Genomic DNA, 17,994 nt, shown 5'->3' on the forward strand with positions numbered 1-17,994 from the left:
AAAAGCTATTGTGCGACTTGCAGAACGGGTTTCTTGCCGAGTTCCTTTAACAGTTTGCCATGAAGCCAAAGCGCGTTTAAAAATGTAGGCGCCGACTTATACGGAAGGCCAAACTCTTTCGCAGTTTTTTCAACGATAGGTGAAATGTTTCGGTAGTGAACGTGGCAAATGTTTGGGAACAAGTGATGTTCTACTTGGAAGTTCAAACCGCCACAGTACCAGGAAAGAATGGTGTTTTTGTTAGCAAAATTAGTTGTTGTGTGCAGTTGATGGATAGCCCAGCTATTTTCCATTTTGCCATCTTCGTCAGGCAATGGATATTCTGTTCCATCGATCACGTGTGCAGGCTGGAATATCACAGCAAGAATGAATCCTGCCACATAATGCATGATCAGAAAACCAACGAGCCATTGCCCCCATGTAATCGAGAGCACCATCATTGGGATAACCAAAATGTATACAAAATAAAGAATCTTGCTGCTCACCATCACCAACCACTCTTTCACGAATGTTGTCTTCTGCTTTTTCACCAATCCATCTTTTTCGTATTTGCCGAGACGAATGAAGTCTTTGGCGACGACCCACACCAATGTCATTAGTCCATAAAAGAACCATGCGTAGAAATGTTGGAAGCGGTGAAAAAATTTCCAAGGACCATACGGTGTCATGCGAAGAATACCACGTGGACTAATATCCTCATCGACATCGTGAATATTCGTGTAGGTGTGGTGAAGCACGTTGTGTTGAACTTTCCAGTTGAAAGCATTACCGCCGACAACGTTCAAAGAATAACCAAGGAGATCGTTTACCCAAGGCTTGTTAGAATAAGAGCCATGGTTTGCATCGTGCATGATCGAAAGCCCGATACCAGCAACGCCGAATCCCATCATCACACAAAGACCGATAAGCGGCCACGTGCCCGTTACAGTCTCAGTAAGAATTAAGAAATATGGCGTGAAGTAGATGATGAACATTGCCGCTGTCTTGATGAACATTTCACCGTTAGCTTGTCTAGCAATTCCATTCGATTTGAAATATTCATTCACACGCTGATTGAGCGTGGTAAAAAAATCCATTTGCGTAGAGGCAAACTTAATAGGGTTCGCGGCTTTCATCGTATTGCGTTTTAGGGATCAGTTTGTCCAGACAGATAGTTTATGCCTAGACTAACAGATTCTAAAGCTAGGCAATAATGAATCGATAACGAGTGTTAGCGACACTTATTTTGCCCTGCATGTACTATTACTAGATGGATTACTTTAATTCAGCGATGACTGTACGTCCGCCTTTGGTGATGTCACCAATTTTAACAGTGACTTTGGCATCAAGCGGCAGGTAAATATCAACACGCGATCCAAATTTAATAAAGCCGAACTCTTGGCCTTGCTCGAGCGATTGTCCTTCTTGCACGTAGCATTTAATTCGACGTGCAAGCGCTCCAGCGATCTGGCGGAAAAGGATCTCAACGCCATTTTTCATCTTTACAACCACTGTCGTTCTTTCATTTTCAGTGCTTGACTTGGGATGCCACGCTACTAAATATTTTCCTGGATGATATTTGTAAAAACTAATGTTCCCACCTACAGGCATACGATTCACGTGAACATTCACGGGCGACATGAAAATGGAAACCTGCTTACGTTTGCCTTTTAAATATTCTGTCTCCTCCGTTTCTTCAATCACAACAACTTTGCCGTCAGCAGGCGCGAGCACTTGGTTGTCGTGCTTGGTGATGTCGAAGATCGGATTTCTAAAAAATTGAAGAATGATCAGGTAGAAAAGCACACTGGCGAAGATCACACCATTCTGAGTGTAAGGGCTTGTCGGAAACAAATAGAATACACCCCAGTTGAGGGCAAAAAGAATAATTAACAAAACGAAAAGAAGTGTGCGTCCTTCGCGGTGAATGGTCATGACTAAAATTTTTGATTCGTTTTAAAAAAGCAAACAGCAAGCCTCAACGACTTGCTGTGCAAAGGTATAGTATAATTGGAAGAATTAATATCCTCCCCTGAATTTATAGGTCTTCGATACTTTGTCGATGGCCACCATGTACGCAGCAATTCTCATGGGCACCTTATATTCCTGTGACACGCGGTAGACATTGTTAAAGGCGTCCTTCATGATCCGGTCACTTCGTCTATTCACGCGATCTGCAGTCCACTTGTAACCCAAGCGATTTTGTACCCACTCAAAATATGATACGGTAACACCGCCAGCATTGGCGAGGATGTCAGGTACTACCATGATGCCTTTTTCATTGATGACATTGTCGGCCTTTGAGGACGTAGGACCATTCGCACCTTCTACTATCAATTTAGCCTTGATGTTCGGGGCATTGGTAGAATTAATAACATCTTCAGTCGCAGCTGGAACGAGTAAATCTACAGGGAGTGTAAGCAGATCTTCGTTGGAGATTTTTTCTGCGCCAGCAAATCCTTCAAGGGAGCCTTTATTGTTGTCGCGATACTGTACCGCTTTATCGATCTCGATTCCTTTTTCATTGTAGTAAGCGCCAGAAAGATCACTCACAGCTTGAACGATCAGTCCGCGCTCATGAAGAAGTCGCGCAGCCCAAGAGCCCACGTTTCCAAATCCTTGCACCGCGCAAGTTGCCTTATAAGGATTGATCTTTAATTTTTCCATCGCGGCCATCGCTGTCACCATTACACCGCGGCCTGTGGCTTCTGTTCTACCGAGAGATCCGCCCATTACAAGCGGCTTACCCGTAACCACAGCATGGGTGGTCATCCCTTGAATACGTGAGTACTGGTCCATCAGCCACGCCATCTCGCGCGGACCTGTTCCCATGTCGGGGGCAGGAATATCTTGATCTGGTCCGAACACATCGGCCATCGCTTGCGTGTAAGCCCGCATGAGACGTTCAATCTCACCGGCCGACATCTCCCGTGGATTACATGCTACGCCACCTTTGGCACCACCGTATGGAATGTCAACGACTGCGCATTTCCAGGTCATCCACGCCGCGAGTGCCTTCACTTCATCTAAGTTTACGGCCATATCGAAACGTATACCTCCTTTTGACGGGCCTAGAATCGTGGAGTGAATTACGCGGTATCCTTCGAATACTTTGATCGTCCCGTCATCCATTGTAACGGGAAGCGATACAATCACTTGGCGCGCAGGGTTTTTAAGTACGTTATAGATCTCTTCTTCAAGACCTAAAATTTGAGATGCTACTTTAAAGCGCGACATCATCGCTTCAAATGGATTCTCTTTATCTTTTAATGGAGCAGGTTCAATGTATGCCATAGACATTTGAGTTATTCGAAAAGATACAAATTTTTATTCCGGAGCAAATGGTTAAAAAATGGTTAAAAATGTCTCCGAAAACGGTTGCAAGATAAATAATTACGATCAGACCATACGACAAACGAGCGAGATCTATACTCATCATGATAAAGTTTGTAAGGCATCTGTTTTACCTAAATTTTATTCTGCCGAAGGCGCCATTCGTCAACTGAAATTCTGCCTGCACCGCTGAGCAAAAAGAAAATGGAGCCAAACAGCATCGTCAAAGCTTGAAAAGACTCCTGAAAACTTGTGCCGATATGTGCAATCAGCAGCGCAGCAATAAAGTTTATAATCATTACAACGGCAGCCCAGCGAATATAGGCGCCCAATAGATACATGATCCCAAGGATGAACTGCGCGTAGACGGAAACAACCGCTGCAAGCAATGGTGCTGCTACGTCATGCGCGGCGAGAAAATCTCGGAACTCCAACATGCGGGCCCAGCTGAATACATTGTCCTGAGTGCCATCAATTAGTCGCCAGCCTATCAGAAGGCGAAGCAATAAATTTCCCCAGCCACTATACTCGTAAAAGATGGTGTCGATGTTTTTGCGCATGCTAAGTGACAATTACGAATTTGATTTCTTTCTCAGCTGTTCTAATTCTGTTACATCGGCCTGAAATCCTAACAGTCCTGTTTCGTTTAGTGGATCAATGAAGAATGGCATTTTTACGGTCTGTAAAATTCGTCCATTGTCTTCGTGAATATATTCTGTTCGACCACTGGCAATAATTTGGTGCTCCGCTTCTAGCCAGGCTTTGGCGTCATCATGTGCGTAGAAGTCGAAATCCGATTTCCCGATCAGGCCCTCGGGAGAGTCAAACCCATGAAACCTCGACACCGCATCGTTTACCACGAAGAACTTTCCGTTGTACTGCTTCAAGAAAACCTTAAGCGGAATTTCATTCAAAATTCTGATTAACATTTTGCGGAATGCTTCCATGTTTTGATTAAGGGCATCCAATGCGAGTTCTTTTGATTTAATTTCTGAAATGTCGGTGAGAAAGCAAATCACACGTTGTGTTCCGCTCAAGCTTTGTAGTGGATAAAAACCGATTCTGATCCACTTAATATTTTTTTGTGGGTCTAGCACTTGAAATACTTTTTCCGCGGGTCTTCCATGAACAATGTCTTGCCATAACGAAGGAAAGTTCTTCGTGTTCTCATCGGTCGCGACGAAGAAATTTTTCAAGAGCTTTCCGTACAAGTCCTGCGCTGTAAAGCTTAATGTCTGAAGCAATCTCTCGTTGACCTTTGTAATTTCTCCTGCTTGATTTAATTCCATTGTTGCTGTTAGCGTGTCGATGGCTTTAAAGAGGTCTTCCATCTCTAAATTCATTTTGCGCATGTCTTCCTGAGTTACATACAGCTCTTCCATACTTTGCCGCATGCGTTCCTCCTGACTTTTCATTTCGCCCTCGCGTTGAAGAGCGTTATCCAATAAACCCTTTGTTTCTTCACTCACACGAATACTCGAAATGCTTTGTGCCAGTGCCTCAGCAACTCTGTCTACGAACTCGAGTCTATAGGCTGGAAATGGATTGAAGCTTGCAATTTCTAGCACACCCACAATTTCATCTTTTAATTTGAGTGGTACGATGAGAATGCTTTTCGGGTTAGAGGATCCTAATCCAGACGTGATGTTTATATAATTATCTGGAATTTTAGTTATGTAGATGCGTTGACGCTCAAGAAAACATTGTCCTAATAGACCTTCGCCAGGCAAGATAATTTTGTTTAGATATTTCTTACGTTCATAGGCATAACACGCAACCATCTCCAGTTCTTGTGTTTGATTTTCAACAAAAATTCCGCCTTGGTTTGCGCCGAGGTACCGGATGAGTTTGCCAATCAGTTCTTCGCACATGGGTTTGATAGAAGTGTGCGCACCCATAATCTCACGGAACTGAGCAAGCCCTTCATTGGACCAATTTCGATTTCTTTCAGTATCTGCATCAGCGCGGAATTTGTCGTAGATATTCCTTAACGATGCATCGATCACATCACTTCCGGTTTGGTCATGTTCTCGACTATACTGTCCTGACTTAATCTTGTCGATGGTTTGAGCAATATCGGTGATCAGCTGTTCATGTTTCTGCTCCGATTCATGACGTTGCGCGCCTCTTGGTGTGATGAAGTACACGTACAAAATGAAGCACAGTGGCAAAAGTTCTATCAAGATCACCAATGGCAGCTCCTGGTGTAGTGACAGCCAGCCATACCGTTGTGAAAGTTGCGCGATGAAAACGATGGCGAAGAGTGCTGAAAGCGTTGTAAGAATGATCATCCTTACCCTTAAGAAAGGCGTCTGCCTAATGAAAAGGACGGGTTTCATAGGTTAATGCGTTATCACCACATATTACACAAAAAACCATGCGCTACTCCATGTGGTGATCATTTCTTTTGCAGGAAACGGTTGCCTTTTACAGCGGCGGTATAAAATCATTTTAAAGTCGCCTTGACGTTGCTAGAGGAGAAGTTCTTTGATTAAAATCCAACACCCCACGAGGCAGACAAAATAGCCGAATGCCGTGCGCAGTTTTGTTTGTGATATTTTTTTCGACAGTCGATTGCCAATCAAAATGCCAATGATGGCTAGTGTGGTAATGGTGAGTAGAAATTGCCAATCGATATCGTAGTTCAGCATGTCCGCTGAGAATCCAGTTAACGAGTTGATTGCAATGATGAGCAAGGATGTGCCCACGGCAGTTTTGAATGGTAATCCCGTGAGAATGACTAATGCTGGAATGATGAGGAAGCCACCACCAGCACCTACCAACCCGCTAAGAAAGCCGATGAGAATTCCTTCTAACGCGACGAGGAATACCCTTGGATCTTGATCTTCATTTGCCTCACGCTTTCGACCACGAATCATGGAGATGGATGCGATGATCATCAAGACGGCAAATAACCCGAGCAGTAGAATTCGTTTTGTGATGATGAACTCACCAATTTGAAAAACGATTTCCGGGATTGCAGGCACAACCCATTTGCGTGTAATGAATATGCTGATGATCGATGGTATGCTGAAATAAAATCCTGTTTGCACTTTCACCAGATGCTCTTTGTATTTTGGAATGGCACCGACAAAACTTGTTACGCCCACAATGAATAGAGAGTATGCGGACGCGATCACAACATCCATCTGAAAAAGATAAACGAGGATAGGAATCGAGAGAATTGAACCTCCGCTGCCGAGCAAACCGAGTACAAGTCCAATCAACATCGCCGCGCAATACCCAATTAATTCCATAGACAAAAGCGGCCTCCTGATGGAAGAAGTCGCTTTTGCAAAGGAAGATTTTTTCTTCTAAAAAGAAATTTTAAAAAGGAATGTTATCGATGAATTTTTAGAGGCGATTGAATTCTACGATAAATGCATCAGGGAATTTTTTCTTCAGCTCTTCGCGAAATTGTTCAGCCTTCGGACGCGATGGAAATTTGCCGAGAATCAACCCATAGTACTTTATACCATTTATAACCTTGACTTGAACAGTTACATCTTTTTTGTAGGAACTCTTGAGGTTATCGGCGAGGCGCATCAGGTTTACAAGTTCTTGATACGTTCCGATTTGAATACCATAACCTTTCGGCTTCAGGCGTGAAATTTCAAATTCGTAGAATTCATTTTCATCTACGGCAACATGTTCGATCGGTCTTCCAGGATCGCTGGCCTTGCCGTCGCCTGGATCCACAACTTCCAACTTAACATCGGCTAATCCCTGATTGATAAAGCCAAGTTTTTCAGCAGCTGATTTTGAAACGTCAATAATCCTCCCATCCACGTACGGCCCGCGGTCATTGATGATCACTTCAACACTTTCGTTGTTGGCAAGGTTCGTCACTTTAACTTTTGTGCCGAAAGGGAGAGACTTGTGTGCGCCGGTTAACTTATTATGACGATACTTTTCGCCACTAGCGGTAGGGTGTCCATCAAATTTGTCGGCGTAAAAGGAAGCCTTTCCTGTTTGCACTTGCGCTGATGCAATCGTAACCAGAAAAAGGAATGGGATAAAAAATAAATTCTTCATGTAGTTCGGTTTGGGTTTCAAAAATAGACGGACAGCGGGAATTTCAGAATAAAATCTATCGGATGGAAAATCACGCGAAAGAAAAACAATACGCATGTTAAATGATATTCGGGATACCTTGGCAAATCAGGATTTTAGGTTACCTTTGCCCGGCAAATAATGAATCCTAATATTATTTGCCATGCCACTCGATAATTCTAAGTTCCTTTTTGAAGCGCTCACATACGATGACGTGCTTCTCGTTCCAGCGTACTCTGACATCCTTCCACGCGAAACAAGTACAGCGAGCAAGCTTACTGAAAATATTCAATTGAACATTCCGATCGTTTCCGCTGCGATGGACACGGTAACTGAGGCCGAACTTGCCATTGGTATGGCGTTAGAGGGAGGCTTGGGATTTATTCACAAGAACATGAAGATCGCTCAGCAAGCGGAGCAAGTTCGTAAGGTGAAGCGCTCACAAAGCGGGTTGATACTCGATCCGGTAACGCTCAACATTCACTCTACCGTACAAGATGCCGAAAACATTATGCGCGAATTTAGAATTGGTGGAATTCCAATTGTAGATGAAAATGGTAAGCTCGTCGGCATCATCACCAATAGAGATCTTCGCTTTCAGAAAGATATGAATGCCCCTGTGGAGCGGATCATGACGCGTGAGAACCTCATCACGGCGCCAGAAGGAATTACGCTCGATCAGGCTGAAGGAACATTGAAGAAATATAAGATTGAAAAGTTGCCGATCGTCAATAAGAAAGGTAAGCTAACAGGCCTCATCACGTTTAAGGATATTCAGAAGAAGAAGAACAAGCCTAATGCTTGCCAGGATAAATTTGGTCGTTTACGTGTCGGTGCCGCTGTCGGTGTAACGCCAGATATTTTAGAACGCATCGAAGCGTTGAAAATCGCAGGTGTTGATGTGATTAGCATAGATACAGCCCATGGACATTCGAAAGGTGTTATGGAAGCTGCAAAACGTGTGAAGAAAAAATATCCTGAATTGGATCTGGTAATCGGAAACATTGCGACGGGTGAGGCTGCAAAAGCATTGGCGAAAATTGGTGCCGATGCCGTTAAAGTCGGTGTAGGTCCTGGTAGTATTTGTACAACACGCGTTGTGGCGGGTGTAGGACTTCCACAATTATCGGCAGTATATGAGGCCGCAAAGGCGCTCAAAGGTTCGAAGACAAAAGTGATTGCCGACGGTGGTATTCGGTTTTCTGGAGACATTGTGAAGGCCATCGCCGCAGGTGCTGACAGCATCATGATTGGTTCGCTGTTGGCGGGCACTGAGGAGGCTCCAGGAGAAGTGATCATTTACGAGGGAAGAAAATTCAAATCGTATCGCGGCATGGGATCGCTTGAGGCGATGGAAGTAGGTTCAAAAGACCGCTACTTCCAGGATGTAGAAGACGACGTAAAGAAGCTGGTGCCAGAAGGTATCTCGGGTCGCGTTCCCTATAAAGGATTGGTTTCAGAAGTAATCTATCAATTAGTCGGTGGCTTAAAAGCTGGCATGGGTTATTGCGGTTCCAAAAATATTGAAAAGCTTAAACAAGCGAAGTTTGTTAAAATAACTTCCGCAGGTGTTACCGAAAGCCATCCTCACGATGTAAGTATTACGCGAGAAGCACCAAACTATAGTCGGAAATAAGAATGGTTGCGGTTCGCCTTGTGAGAATCGCACTTTTTACGCAATAAGCTCAGGTGTTTTACGCTACGCCTGAGCTTATTTTTTTGCAATTTTTTATACTTGCCCGTTTACTGTTGGTTTTTGCTGCGCATATACCATGAAATGCGTAACTTCACGTAGGTCCCAATGGTGGACGCGCGTTAATTTTCACTTGCGTAGGGTTTGGCGGTAAATGATATCTCATAGCCAAGTGAACAATCGGTTCTTTGTATAGCTAAAACTGTTAACTGATATGATAAGATATTTCCTATTTGCTTTTGTTTTTATAACAGCACATGCTGCTGCCGGCCAAACGGTGGTTTATTTCGAGGATTTTTCGGCAGAAGCTAATGGTGCGACGAATGGAACTGCAAGTGGAACGCCTGGAGGAACATGGTCGGTGACCACAACACCTAGTGGCGGATCCGGAAGTTTTTCAAAGCAAAGTATTCTTGGCAATGAGCGGTTCTCCATAAATGGTTCGGGTACGGAGGGTGTGTGGCAGTCAAACAGTATCAATATCAATGGACTTGGGCTTGTTGGCCTTGATATAACGTTAGTTACATACTATGCAAGTGCAAGCGATTATGTCCGTGCGTATTATGTTCTAGATGGTGGCCCGGAAATTCTATTTGGAGAAGTTTATGGTGGCTCCTATTCTGTAGATGCGAAAGCCAGCGTGGTAGTTTCTGGAACGAGTTTGCGCATTGTGGTGCGAGCGATGGAGAACACACCCGGGCAATTTTTTTTCGTGAACAGGCAGATGCGATTTGACGATGTGACTGTAACCCGAATTGGAACTTTGTACTCACGCGCCACGGGAAGTTGGCTTACGGGTACGACGTGGTCTACCGGCGGGCATAGTTCCGGATCGTGTGGTTGTACGCCCGACAACACAACTAGCATTATTGTTGGAAATGGGCATACCGTGGATGTGAACGGATTAGGTGATGTTGTAAATGTCACCGTGTCTAGCGGTGGTGTTTTGCACTTTTCTGGAAGCAATGAGTTAAATATTGTGAGAGGAGGATCTTTGACGGTGGCCACGGGAGGTTCTGTGACAGCAAGCGGTGCGGCCAATCAGATCAACTTTGATTACCAAGCTACGAATAGTATCGTGATCAATGGATCCCTTACGGTGGGCGACATTGAAGTAACGGCTCCCGCTACTTTGAATATTAGCGGATCAGGATCACTCACGGTCACCGATGATATCCTACTCAGTGGCATTTCGACTATCAACAATAGTATGACCGGTGCGGGGGCTACCATCCAAGATATTATCAATTTCGGCAATGGATCGCCGGGTTCAATTGTCAATAATACAGGGCTAATGTCAATTAATAACGGCGTCACATTTAATGATCAAAACAATCGTATCACAAATTCAGGAACACTCACCATCGGAAATGAAGTTACGATTGCAGTAAATACTTATAATGGAAATCAGCTTGTCAACAACGGAACCTTCAATCTTGCTGGTGTTAATGCAAACGACGGAGATCTAACGATTACAAACAATGCAACAATTAATCAAAGTGGTAACGTCAGGCGTATCGACGCAGGGAGTGTTTTCACGAATTCAGCGACAGGTACTTGGAATTGGAATTATGTTCCCGGCAACGTGTATGACGCCGACATGTCAAGTATCTTAAACTGTAGCGCCACGGGAAATACATTTAGATATAATGGCTCGGCAGGTACGCAATATATTGTTCAAGTCCCATACTATCATTTGGCGATAGCAAACGCGGGAACAAAACGTCTCTCAGGCGATACTGATGTCAATGGAAATATCACTGTTGATGTAGGGACTTTCAATTCGGTTGGATTTAACCTGAATGTTGCGGGCAACTTTACGATTACCAATAATGGGCAATTTACAGAAGGTGTGGGTACTGTAATTTTTGATGGTTCGAGCAATCAAACATTTACGAATGCAAACGGCGAAACCTTTTATGGATTGACTGTGGCTAAAAGTGGTTATCTCATATTTGATGCAGGGACAGCAACGAAAGCCAACGTGTCAGGAATACTAACACTGACAAACGGTAAGATACAGACAACTTCAACCACTTATCTCACGATCACGGCAACGGGTACAAGTACGACTGGAAATGCAAACAGTTTTGTTGATGGCCCTATGCGAAAAGTAGGAAACAACGTCGATCCATTTGTGTTCCCTGTTGGCGATGGCAATGTATGGGCAAGGATAGGTGTTGACTATGTTACTGTAAGTGGTACGCCAATTTTTGAAGCACAGTATAGCGATGCCCCTTACGGATCTTACGATACAGATGGGTCTATGGAGAATGTAAGCGGCAAAGAATATTGGAATTTGACCCGTGTCTCGACAACAACTACTGCCAAAGTTCAGCTGTTCTGGGAAAGTGCTTCCCGCAGTGAAATAGATGATATCACGACGGGCGATCTCGTTGTCGCACATCATAATGGAACTGATTGGGTGAGCGAAGGGCAATCCGCTATCTCTGGACTGCCAATCACAACGGGTAGCGTTACTTCAAGCACAACACTCTCTTCGTTTAGCCCTTTCACATTCGGTTCTTTGAGTTATCCCAACAACCCACTACCAATTACTTTAGACTACTTCACAGCCAGTCTCGCATCTGATCATGTTCGTTTACAATGGAAAACGTTAGCAGAACTAAATAACAAGCAGTTCGTCGTAGAGCGCGCTGTGAATGCTGAAGAGTTTGCACCGATCGGCACACGTGATGGACAAGGCACAACAAACAATCCGTATACTTATGAACTAACTGACCGCGAGCCGATCGTTGGTAATTCCTACTATCGCCTCAAACAAATTGACTTCGATGGAACGGTAACCTATTCCGAGGTCAGGTTAATAACTTTTAATCCTGAAATTCCAACGGAGCTTTCATTAACGATATATCCTAATCCTGTTAAAAACAATGTGCTGTCCTTCGAACTAATAGAACCGAAACCAACCATGGGTTTCCCGGTTACTGTACTCAGTGCGCACGGTGCGCCTATTTACCAAGGCACCCTTATCTCAACCCCAGGACAGATAAAATATGAAGTAGAGCTCCCCAGTGGATTGCCCGCGGGACTATATTTCTTGCGTATCGGCAAAGAATCTGGGCTTCTTAGGAAATTTGTGATTGAATAATTTTAGCTGATTATTCCTATAATTGTAGGCCAATCGTGGGATTGGCCTTTTTTTTTGTGAAAAACGAGCATTTTGAGAGCTAAAGCCATTACCCGTTTACTATTTACGGTCGGTGTTATCACCTGGCTGGCTTTAGTTATTACGGATATTTCTATTCTCTTCAGCTCCACCAACCATTTAACGCCGGATATTCCATCCTGGCTTCCGGGTGTAATTCTTAACCTGTTCATTGTCGCCCTCTTTTACTTTTACAAATTCAAAGTAGAACGCGACGACGTCCTCAATTTTGTGGACCTGCTTTGGCGTGTCTTCGCGACCGGCCTGGTAGCGACGGTAATCTCTTTGGCGCTGCGTCTATTAGAACATGTCATCGGAAAGCCCAACACAAGCTTTTTAGTGGTTTTCAAAGGTTTGCAGTACATGATCAACCTGGGGTTGATGATTGGCTTTTTGTTAATGGCCTTCACCGCATGGAAACGCCTGATCCTGTATCAAAAATCAAAATGGTTGCTGCGCCTTTGGAGCTTCTTTGAGATAGGCCTTTTACTCTCACTTATACTGAACAGCTTTAAAATCCATGTTTTGGATCAGCTGTATGTACCCTTGCTCGGAATGTTTGTGTTAGTCGGGCTGGTCCTTTCAGGAAATATGAAATGGGTAGCGTACCTGAACTTCCGTCAGAAATGGACGAGTTTGTTGTTGCTCTTACTCACAATTTTTTACCTACTCTACATCTTTTATACAAACAACTCGCTAACAGAAGACATTGGTAACATGTCTAAGTCTTTTACGCACTATAGCTCGCACATATTCATTGTTTCGCTTATGGTGTTTGTTACCGTGTACAGCATCTTTTCATTCTTGGTAATCTTATTCAACCTTCCAACTACATCAGTATTTGAGCAGAAACTAGAAGAGGTAGTCAACTTTCAGCGCATCAGCCAATCTATCCAGACAGAGCAGAGTGAGGAGAGTGTTTATAAAATTCTCTTGGAGACATCAGTCAGTACCGTGTTCGCGGACGCGGCATGGCTCGAGATCAATGCATCGCAGTTGGAGTATAAACTTCACACGTACAAGATCACGGACAAAGAATCTTACGACATTATCAATCACCTGAAAACACATAATATTCGGGGAATCTTAGATCAAGGCAGTGATAAGACAAAGAATTTATCCAAACACTTAGCATCATTAAAAGGCTCCCGTTTTCGGTCGATCTTGGCGTTTCCGATTTACGTGAAGAATGAGAACATCGGTACGCTGGCCTTGCTGAAAGAACTCCCGGAAGGTTTTAACAAGGAGATGACAAAGATCGTGTCAACCTTCGCGAATCAGGCTGGTATTTCGATCGAGAACTTCCGACTGATGGAGGAGGCGCTTCAGAATGAACGTTACAAAGAGGAACTGAAGATCGCCAAGATGGTTCAGAAAAGTCTTTTGCCTGATGTCCTGGAGAAGGACGACGACTTTGATATTGCTGCTTTCTCGGAATCTGCGGATGAAGTTGGTGGCGACTATTACGATACGATTCGCATCAATGATCACACGGTATCACTGATCATTGCCGACGTATCAGGTAAGGGAACAACGGCAGCGTTCCATATGTCGCAGATGAAAGGGATTTTCCACAGTCTTGCGCAAAGCGACATCGACCCGCATGAGTTCATGGTACGTGCGAATCAGGCGCTGGTATATTGCTTAGAGCGCGGCTCTTTTATTTCTGCCACATTTTTCATCATAGATACCAATACAAAAAAAGTTCGATATGCGCGTGCAGGCCATTGCCCAGTGTTGTATCACTGCAGCGCGAAGAACACCACAGAATATTTTTAAAGATAAAGGTATTGCCTTGGGCATGGTGCGAAATAAAACCTACGCGAACTTTATTCAGACAAATGAGTTTGAATATCGTTCGGGTGACATTATGGTGTTGTATACGGATGGCATTACTGAAGCGAAGGACACCAGGAATGAAGAATTTGGCTACGAAAAATTAGCGTCTATCGTTGCGCAATCGAAGAATTTGGGACCAAGGGAACTTCAAGATCACTTGATCAATGAATTGTATGAGTTTTCGGGAACTAAAAATATTAATGATGACTACACGACTATGATTGTCAAGTTCAAGTAGGAAATCATGAAAATAAAAGGGATAAACATAAAGTAGTAATCAACGTTAAAAACCTATGATCCATATCAAGAGAATACAGGAGGACGGTGCGGATGTCATCATTCTAATTGGTGAAATAGACGCGAGCTCTTCTATCGAGCTGGATCTGGCAATTGCCAAGAGTGTGGGGGAAGGATATTCGAAAATCCTCATTGACTGCAGCGCGCTCGACTATATTTCATCCGCAGGATTAGGCGTATTTATGTCGTACATCGAAGAGTTTAAAGATCGCAATGTGAAAATGGTGCTCTTTGGTATGAACGATAAGGTTGCCAACACCTTCAGTATACTTGGGTTGAATGAGCTGTTGAAAATAGGAAAAGATAAAGTAGAAGCTAAGGAGATGGCGTCATGAATTACGTTTATAAAATAGGATGTAGCATAGAAAACCTGAAGGGCGTTCGGGATTTCATTCGCGTATCGCTCAAGAATCACGGCGTTTCAGATCTTGAGGTGAGCGAAATCGTATTGGCGTTAGATGAAATGTGTTCCAATCTTATGATTCACGCGCACAATTGTAACCCCGACGAACTCTTCGAGCTACACATTCAAGTCGAGAAAAATAATCCAGTTGTTTTTGAAATAATTGACGACGGTAGCGTTTTTGATATTAACCAGTTTGCCGAACCTGCACTCGGAAATATCATCCACGAAAAACGTAAAGGAGGACTGGGAATAAGACTTGTCAAATCAATCATGGATAAAATTGAATATCAGAATCGAGGCGGTAAGAATATCTGCCGCTTGACGAAAGCCGTCCACTTCAGTTAGAACCAATCCCCGAACCACTTAAACCTATGATTAGAACCGTCGTTCTCGCACTATTTTGTTGTGCGGTTATTAATTCTGGAGTCGCCCAATCGACGAAAAAAAAATCAACGGAAAAACCACTCAATGTTTTTTCCGTCAATAATAAACCGGTAACCACTGCCGAATTTATTTATCTCTACAGCAAAAATCCCCAGAGTAATGCAGAAGCTTTCTCCGAGAAAAAAATTCTTGAATACCTCGATCTACTCGTCAATTTTAAACTTAAAGTAGAAGAAGCTAAACGTCGTGGACTCGATACCACGCAAGCCTTCAAGAGGGAATTTAATCAGTACAAAGAAGAACTTCGAAAACCTTATCTGCCCGATGCATCGCTCACGGATAGCTTGGTTAAAATGACTTACGAGCGCTTGAAGCAAGAAGTTAAAGCTTCTCACATATTGATCAAAGTAAAACCGGATGCCGCACCAGCGGATACACTAAAAGCATTCAATCAAATCAGTGACATCAGAAAGAAGGTATTGGCGGGAGAGGATTTTGAAATACTCGCGCTAAATTTTTCTGAAGATCAATCTGCGAAAGTTAACAAGGGAAGTCTCGGCTACTTCACGGCGCTTCAAATGGTCTACCCTTTCGAAAATGCAGCCTACACAACGAAAGTGGGAGATGTTAGTCCGATTGTAAAGACACAATTTGGATATCACATTCTAAAAGTATTTGACAAGAGGCCAGCGCAGGGCGAAGTAGAAGTATCGCACATTATGATTCGCACCGGCGCTGATCAAGACAACGAGAAGGCAAAGAATACGATATTCGATATTTATGATAAGCTACGCGCGGGAGAGCCATGGGATGAGCTTTGTAAAGAGTTTTCACAAGATCCTGGTTCGAAAGATACAGGTGGTAAGCTTCGTCCGTTTGGCATCGGTGTTATGCGCAATGTTCCAGAATTTGAGAATGTAGCATTTTCTCTTGAAGAGCCCGGCGATTTATCAGACCCATTTCAGACGCAATATGGTTGGCATATCATGAAGCTCGAGCGCAAAATTCCACTGGCGTCGCTTGAAGATCTTAAGGCAAGTTTAAAGAACCAGGTTGCGCGCGACGAACGAACACAGGTTTCTAAGCAAGCATTACAAGCAAAACTCCGCAAAGACCTACAATTAAAAGAAGATCACGGGGTGAAGGCGAAGGTGCTTGCTTTAGCGGATTCGAGCCTGGCTAAAGGAAAGTGGAAAGCACCGGCTTTTCCGAAAGCGTCAAAAACGGTGCTGTTCTCAATAGAGAAAAAGAAATATAGCGTGCAAGATTTCTTGTCTTATGCGCAATCTACCCAGCGACCTTCTAACCAAGAGCCACAAAAATATTTAGCGCAACTGTACAACAATTATGTTGATGCAAGCATCCTTGACAAGCAAGAAGAAAAGACCTTGGCAAATAACCCTGATTATGGCTATTTGTTGAAGGAATACTACGAGGGAATATTGCTCTTTGAAATTATGGAAGATGAAGTCTGGAATAAGGCGTCCGAAGATTCGGTGGGGCAAGTGAAGTATTTTGAGGCTCACCGCCAGGACTACCAGGCTGGTGAGCGGGTGAAGGCAACGATTTACAGCGCCAACGCTCCCGTAAAGTGGGATGCCATTAAGCCGGTGCTGGCCCAAGGATCTGAAACTGACATTCAGAAGGCCATCACAGACAATCAAATCAAATACGAAGCGGGGTTCTATAAGAAAGATGACAAGGCCATCTTATCGAAGATTCCATGGTCTTCGGGAATGCATTCAGCAGAAAACAACGGAATCTATTACCTTGCGTGGCTAAAGTCGGTGCTACCTGCCGGGAATATGTCATTTGAAGAGGCTAGACCTTCGGTAATCTCTGATTATCAGAACTTTCTAGAAAAAGCGTGGGTAGAACAGCTCAAGAAGAAGTATGCCGTAAAAATCGATGAGAAAGGAAAGCAACACATTCTGCAGAAGCTTAAAAAATAACGTCCCAAAGAACGGAATTGTTTTTAGTAGCATCTTCGTCATCACTTTGACGCTCCTTACGGGCTGCGATTTGTTGAAAGGCAAAGGCGGCGAGCAAGAGGAGTTCAGGACGCCTGTGGCACGCGTAAATTCAGCTTACTTATATCGGGATGAACTGGTGGGTATTGTATCGACCGGAATAACGCCAGAGGATAGCACGATACGTGTGGAATCATATGTGAACGCCTGGATCAGGAAACAGTTGCTCATACAAGAAGCTGCCAAAAAAATCGATATCAACGAAGCGGAGGTAGAACGAAAGATCTTAGATTACCGCTATAGCATCATTGCGTACGAGTATCAGAATTTTTACATCAAGCAGAATCTAGATACGGTAATCGCGGATACCGAAATACAAAACTATTACAAGGATCACGTCGATAATTTTATCCTCAAACAGAATATCGTACAGGCCACCTTTGTGAAGGTTCCGAAGAATGCACCAAAAATTGATAAGGTGAAGGACCTTGTGTTGAGTTCACGCGAGAATAGTAAGCAAGAGTTAAAATCATATTGCCTTAGTTTTTCGTCGGCTTATCATATCGCTGATTCAACATGGATGATATTTGATGATTTAGTTCAGGGATCGCCACTTGCTGAAATACCCAACAAAATTCAATTTTTGAAAACGAGTCCCTACTACGAAACTTCAGATGAAAACTTCCTATACTTTTTTAAAGTCGAGCAGTATCGTATTTCTGATAACGTTTCGCCTTTGGAATTTGTAAGAGACGAAATAAGAAATATTATCCTCAATAAACGTAAGGTAGAACTTGCCAAAAAACTTGAAGATGACGTCTATAATCAGGGCGTTGAGCAAGAGGCAGTGGAGATTATAAAATGAAAGTAA

At 43.5% G+C, this 17,994-nt stretch carries 15 protein-coding genes; 8 read left to right on the forward strand and 7 right to left on the reverse strand.

Features of this window, described 5'->3' with window-relative positions; translation table 11 throughout:
- Positions 1-5 precede the first annotated feature (5 nt).
- From DQQ10_RS04985 to DQQ10_RS05015, 7 genes are all read right to left on the reverse strand, one after another.
- Positions 6-1,115, reverse strand: coding sequence for a fatty acid desaturase family protein (locus DQQ10_RS04985; protein ID WP_112745659.1), 1,110 nt, complete (start codon positions 1,113-1,115; stop codon positions 6-8).
- Between the two features lie 139 nt (positions 1,116-1,254).
- Positions 1,255-1,914: a phosphatidylserine decarboxylase family protein gene (locus DQQ10_RS04990; RefSeq protein ID WP_112745660.1), complete on the reverse strand. Its 660-nt coding sequence runs from the start codon at positions 1,912-1,914 to the stop codon at positions 1,255-1,257.
- Between the two features lie 84 nt (positions 1,915-1,998).
- On the reverse strand, positions 1,999-3,273 hold the full coding sequence (locus DQQ10_RS04995) for a Glu/Leu/Phe/Val family dehydrogenase (RefSeq protein ID WP_112745661.1): 1,275 nt from the start codon (positions 3,271-3,273) through the stop codon (positions 1,999-2,001).
- 173 nt (positions 3,274-3,446) lie between these two features.
- Positions 3,447-3,872, reverse strand: coding sequence for a DoxX family protein (locus tag DQQ10_RS05000; protein WP_112745662.1), 426 nt, complete (start codon positions 3,870-3,872; stop codon positions 3,447-3,449).
- A 12-nt stretch (positions 3,873-3,884) separates the two neighbouring features.
- On the reverse strand, positions 3,885-5,651 hold the full coding sequence (locus tag DQQ10_RS05005) for a GAF domain-containing protein (RefSeq protein ID WP_112745663.1): 1,767 nt from the start codon (positions 5,649-5,651) through the stop codon (positions 3,885-3,887).
- A 132-nt stretch (positions 5,652-5,783) separates the two neighbouring features.
- Entirely contained in the window at positions 5,784-6,569 is a 786-nt protein-coding gene (locus DQQ10_RS05010; protein WP_112745664.1) for a sulfite exporter TauE/SafE family protein, read from the reverse strand.
- 97 nt (positions 6,570-6,666) lie between these two features.
- A complete protein-coding gene (locus DQQ10_RS05015) occupies positions 6,667-7,347 on the reverse strand; it encodes a septal ring lytic transglycosylase RlpA family protein (RefSeq protein ID WP_112745780.1) in 681 nt (226 codons plus the stop codon).
- A 181-nt stretch (positions 7,348-7,528) separates the two neighbouring features.
- Here DQQ10_RS05015 and guaB point away from each other — a divergent pair, with 181 nt between their 5' ends.
- The 8 genes from guaB to DQQ10_RS05055 all read left to right on the forward strand — a co-directional run bounded on the left by guaB (position 7,529) and on the right by DQQ10_RS05055 (position 17,988).
- Positions 7,529-9,001, forward strand: coding sequence for an IMP dehydrogenase (guaB, locus tag DQQ10_RS05020; protein WP_112745665.1), 1,473 nt, complete (start codon positions 7,529-7,531; stop codon positions 8,999-9,001).
- Positions 9,002-9,272: 271 nt separating this feature from the next.
- Complete coding sequence (locus DQQ10_RS05025; protein WP_112745666.1) at positions 9,273-12,170, forward strand: T9SS type A sorting domain-containing protein; 2,898 nt, start codon at positions 9,273-9,275, stop codon at positions 12,168-12,170.
- Between the two features lie 72 nt (positions 12,171-12,242).
- Entirely contained in the window at positions 12,243-14,006 is a 1,764-nt protein-coding gene (locus tag DQQ10_RS28280; protein WP_112745667.1) for a SpoIIE family protein phosphatase, read from the forward strand.
- Positions 14,007-14,028: 22 nt separating this feature from the next.
- Positions 14,029-14,304 carry a PP2C family protein-serine/threonine phosphatase gene (locus DQQ10_RS28285; RefSeq protein WP_262511760.1) on the forward strand — a complete coding sequence of 92 codons (276 nt, stop codon included), beginning with the start codon at positions 14,029-14,031 and terminating at the stop codon, positions 14,302-14,304.
- 55 nt (positions 14,305-14,359) lie between these two features.
- Positions 14,360-14,698 (forward strand): STAS domain-containing protein, encoded by a 339-nt coding sequence (locus DQQ10_RS05040; protein WP_112745669.1) that lies wholly within the window; start codon positions 14,360-14,362, stop codon positions 14,696-14,698.
- Positions 14,695-15,114, forward strand: coding sequence for an ATP-binding protein (locus DQQ10_RS05045; protein WP_112745670.1), 420 nt, complete (start codon positions 14,695-14,697; stop codon positions 15,112-15,114). Before DQQ10_RS05040 ends, DQQ10_RS05045 begins: the two co-directional genes overlap by 4 nt.
- Before the next feature lie 26 nt (positions 15,115-15,140).
- A complete protein-coding gene (locus DQQ10_RS05050) occupies positions 15,141-17,105 on the forward strand; it encodes a peptidylprolyl isomerase (RefSeq protein WP_112745671.1) in 1,965 nt (654 codons plus the stop codon).
- Positions 17,062-17,988, forward strand: coding sequence for a peptidyl-prolyl cis-trans isomerase (locus tag DQQ10_RS05055; RefSeq protein ID WP_245970280.1), 927 nt, complete (start codon positions 17,062-17,064; stop codon positions 17,986-17,988). The genes DQQ10_RS05050 and DQQ10_RS05055 overlap by 44 nt, the downstream gene beginning before the upstream one ends.
- The last annotated feature ends 6 nt before the right edge of the window (positions 17,989-17,994 follow it).

It is taken from the genome of Pseudochryseolinea flava (genome assembly GCF_003286915.1).
Classification (GTDB): domain Bacteria; phylum Bacteroidota; class Bacteroidia; order Cytophagales; family Cyclobacteriaceae; genus Ohtaekwangia; species Ohtaekwangia flava.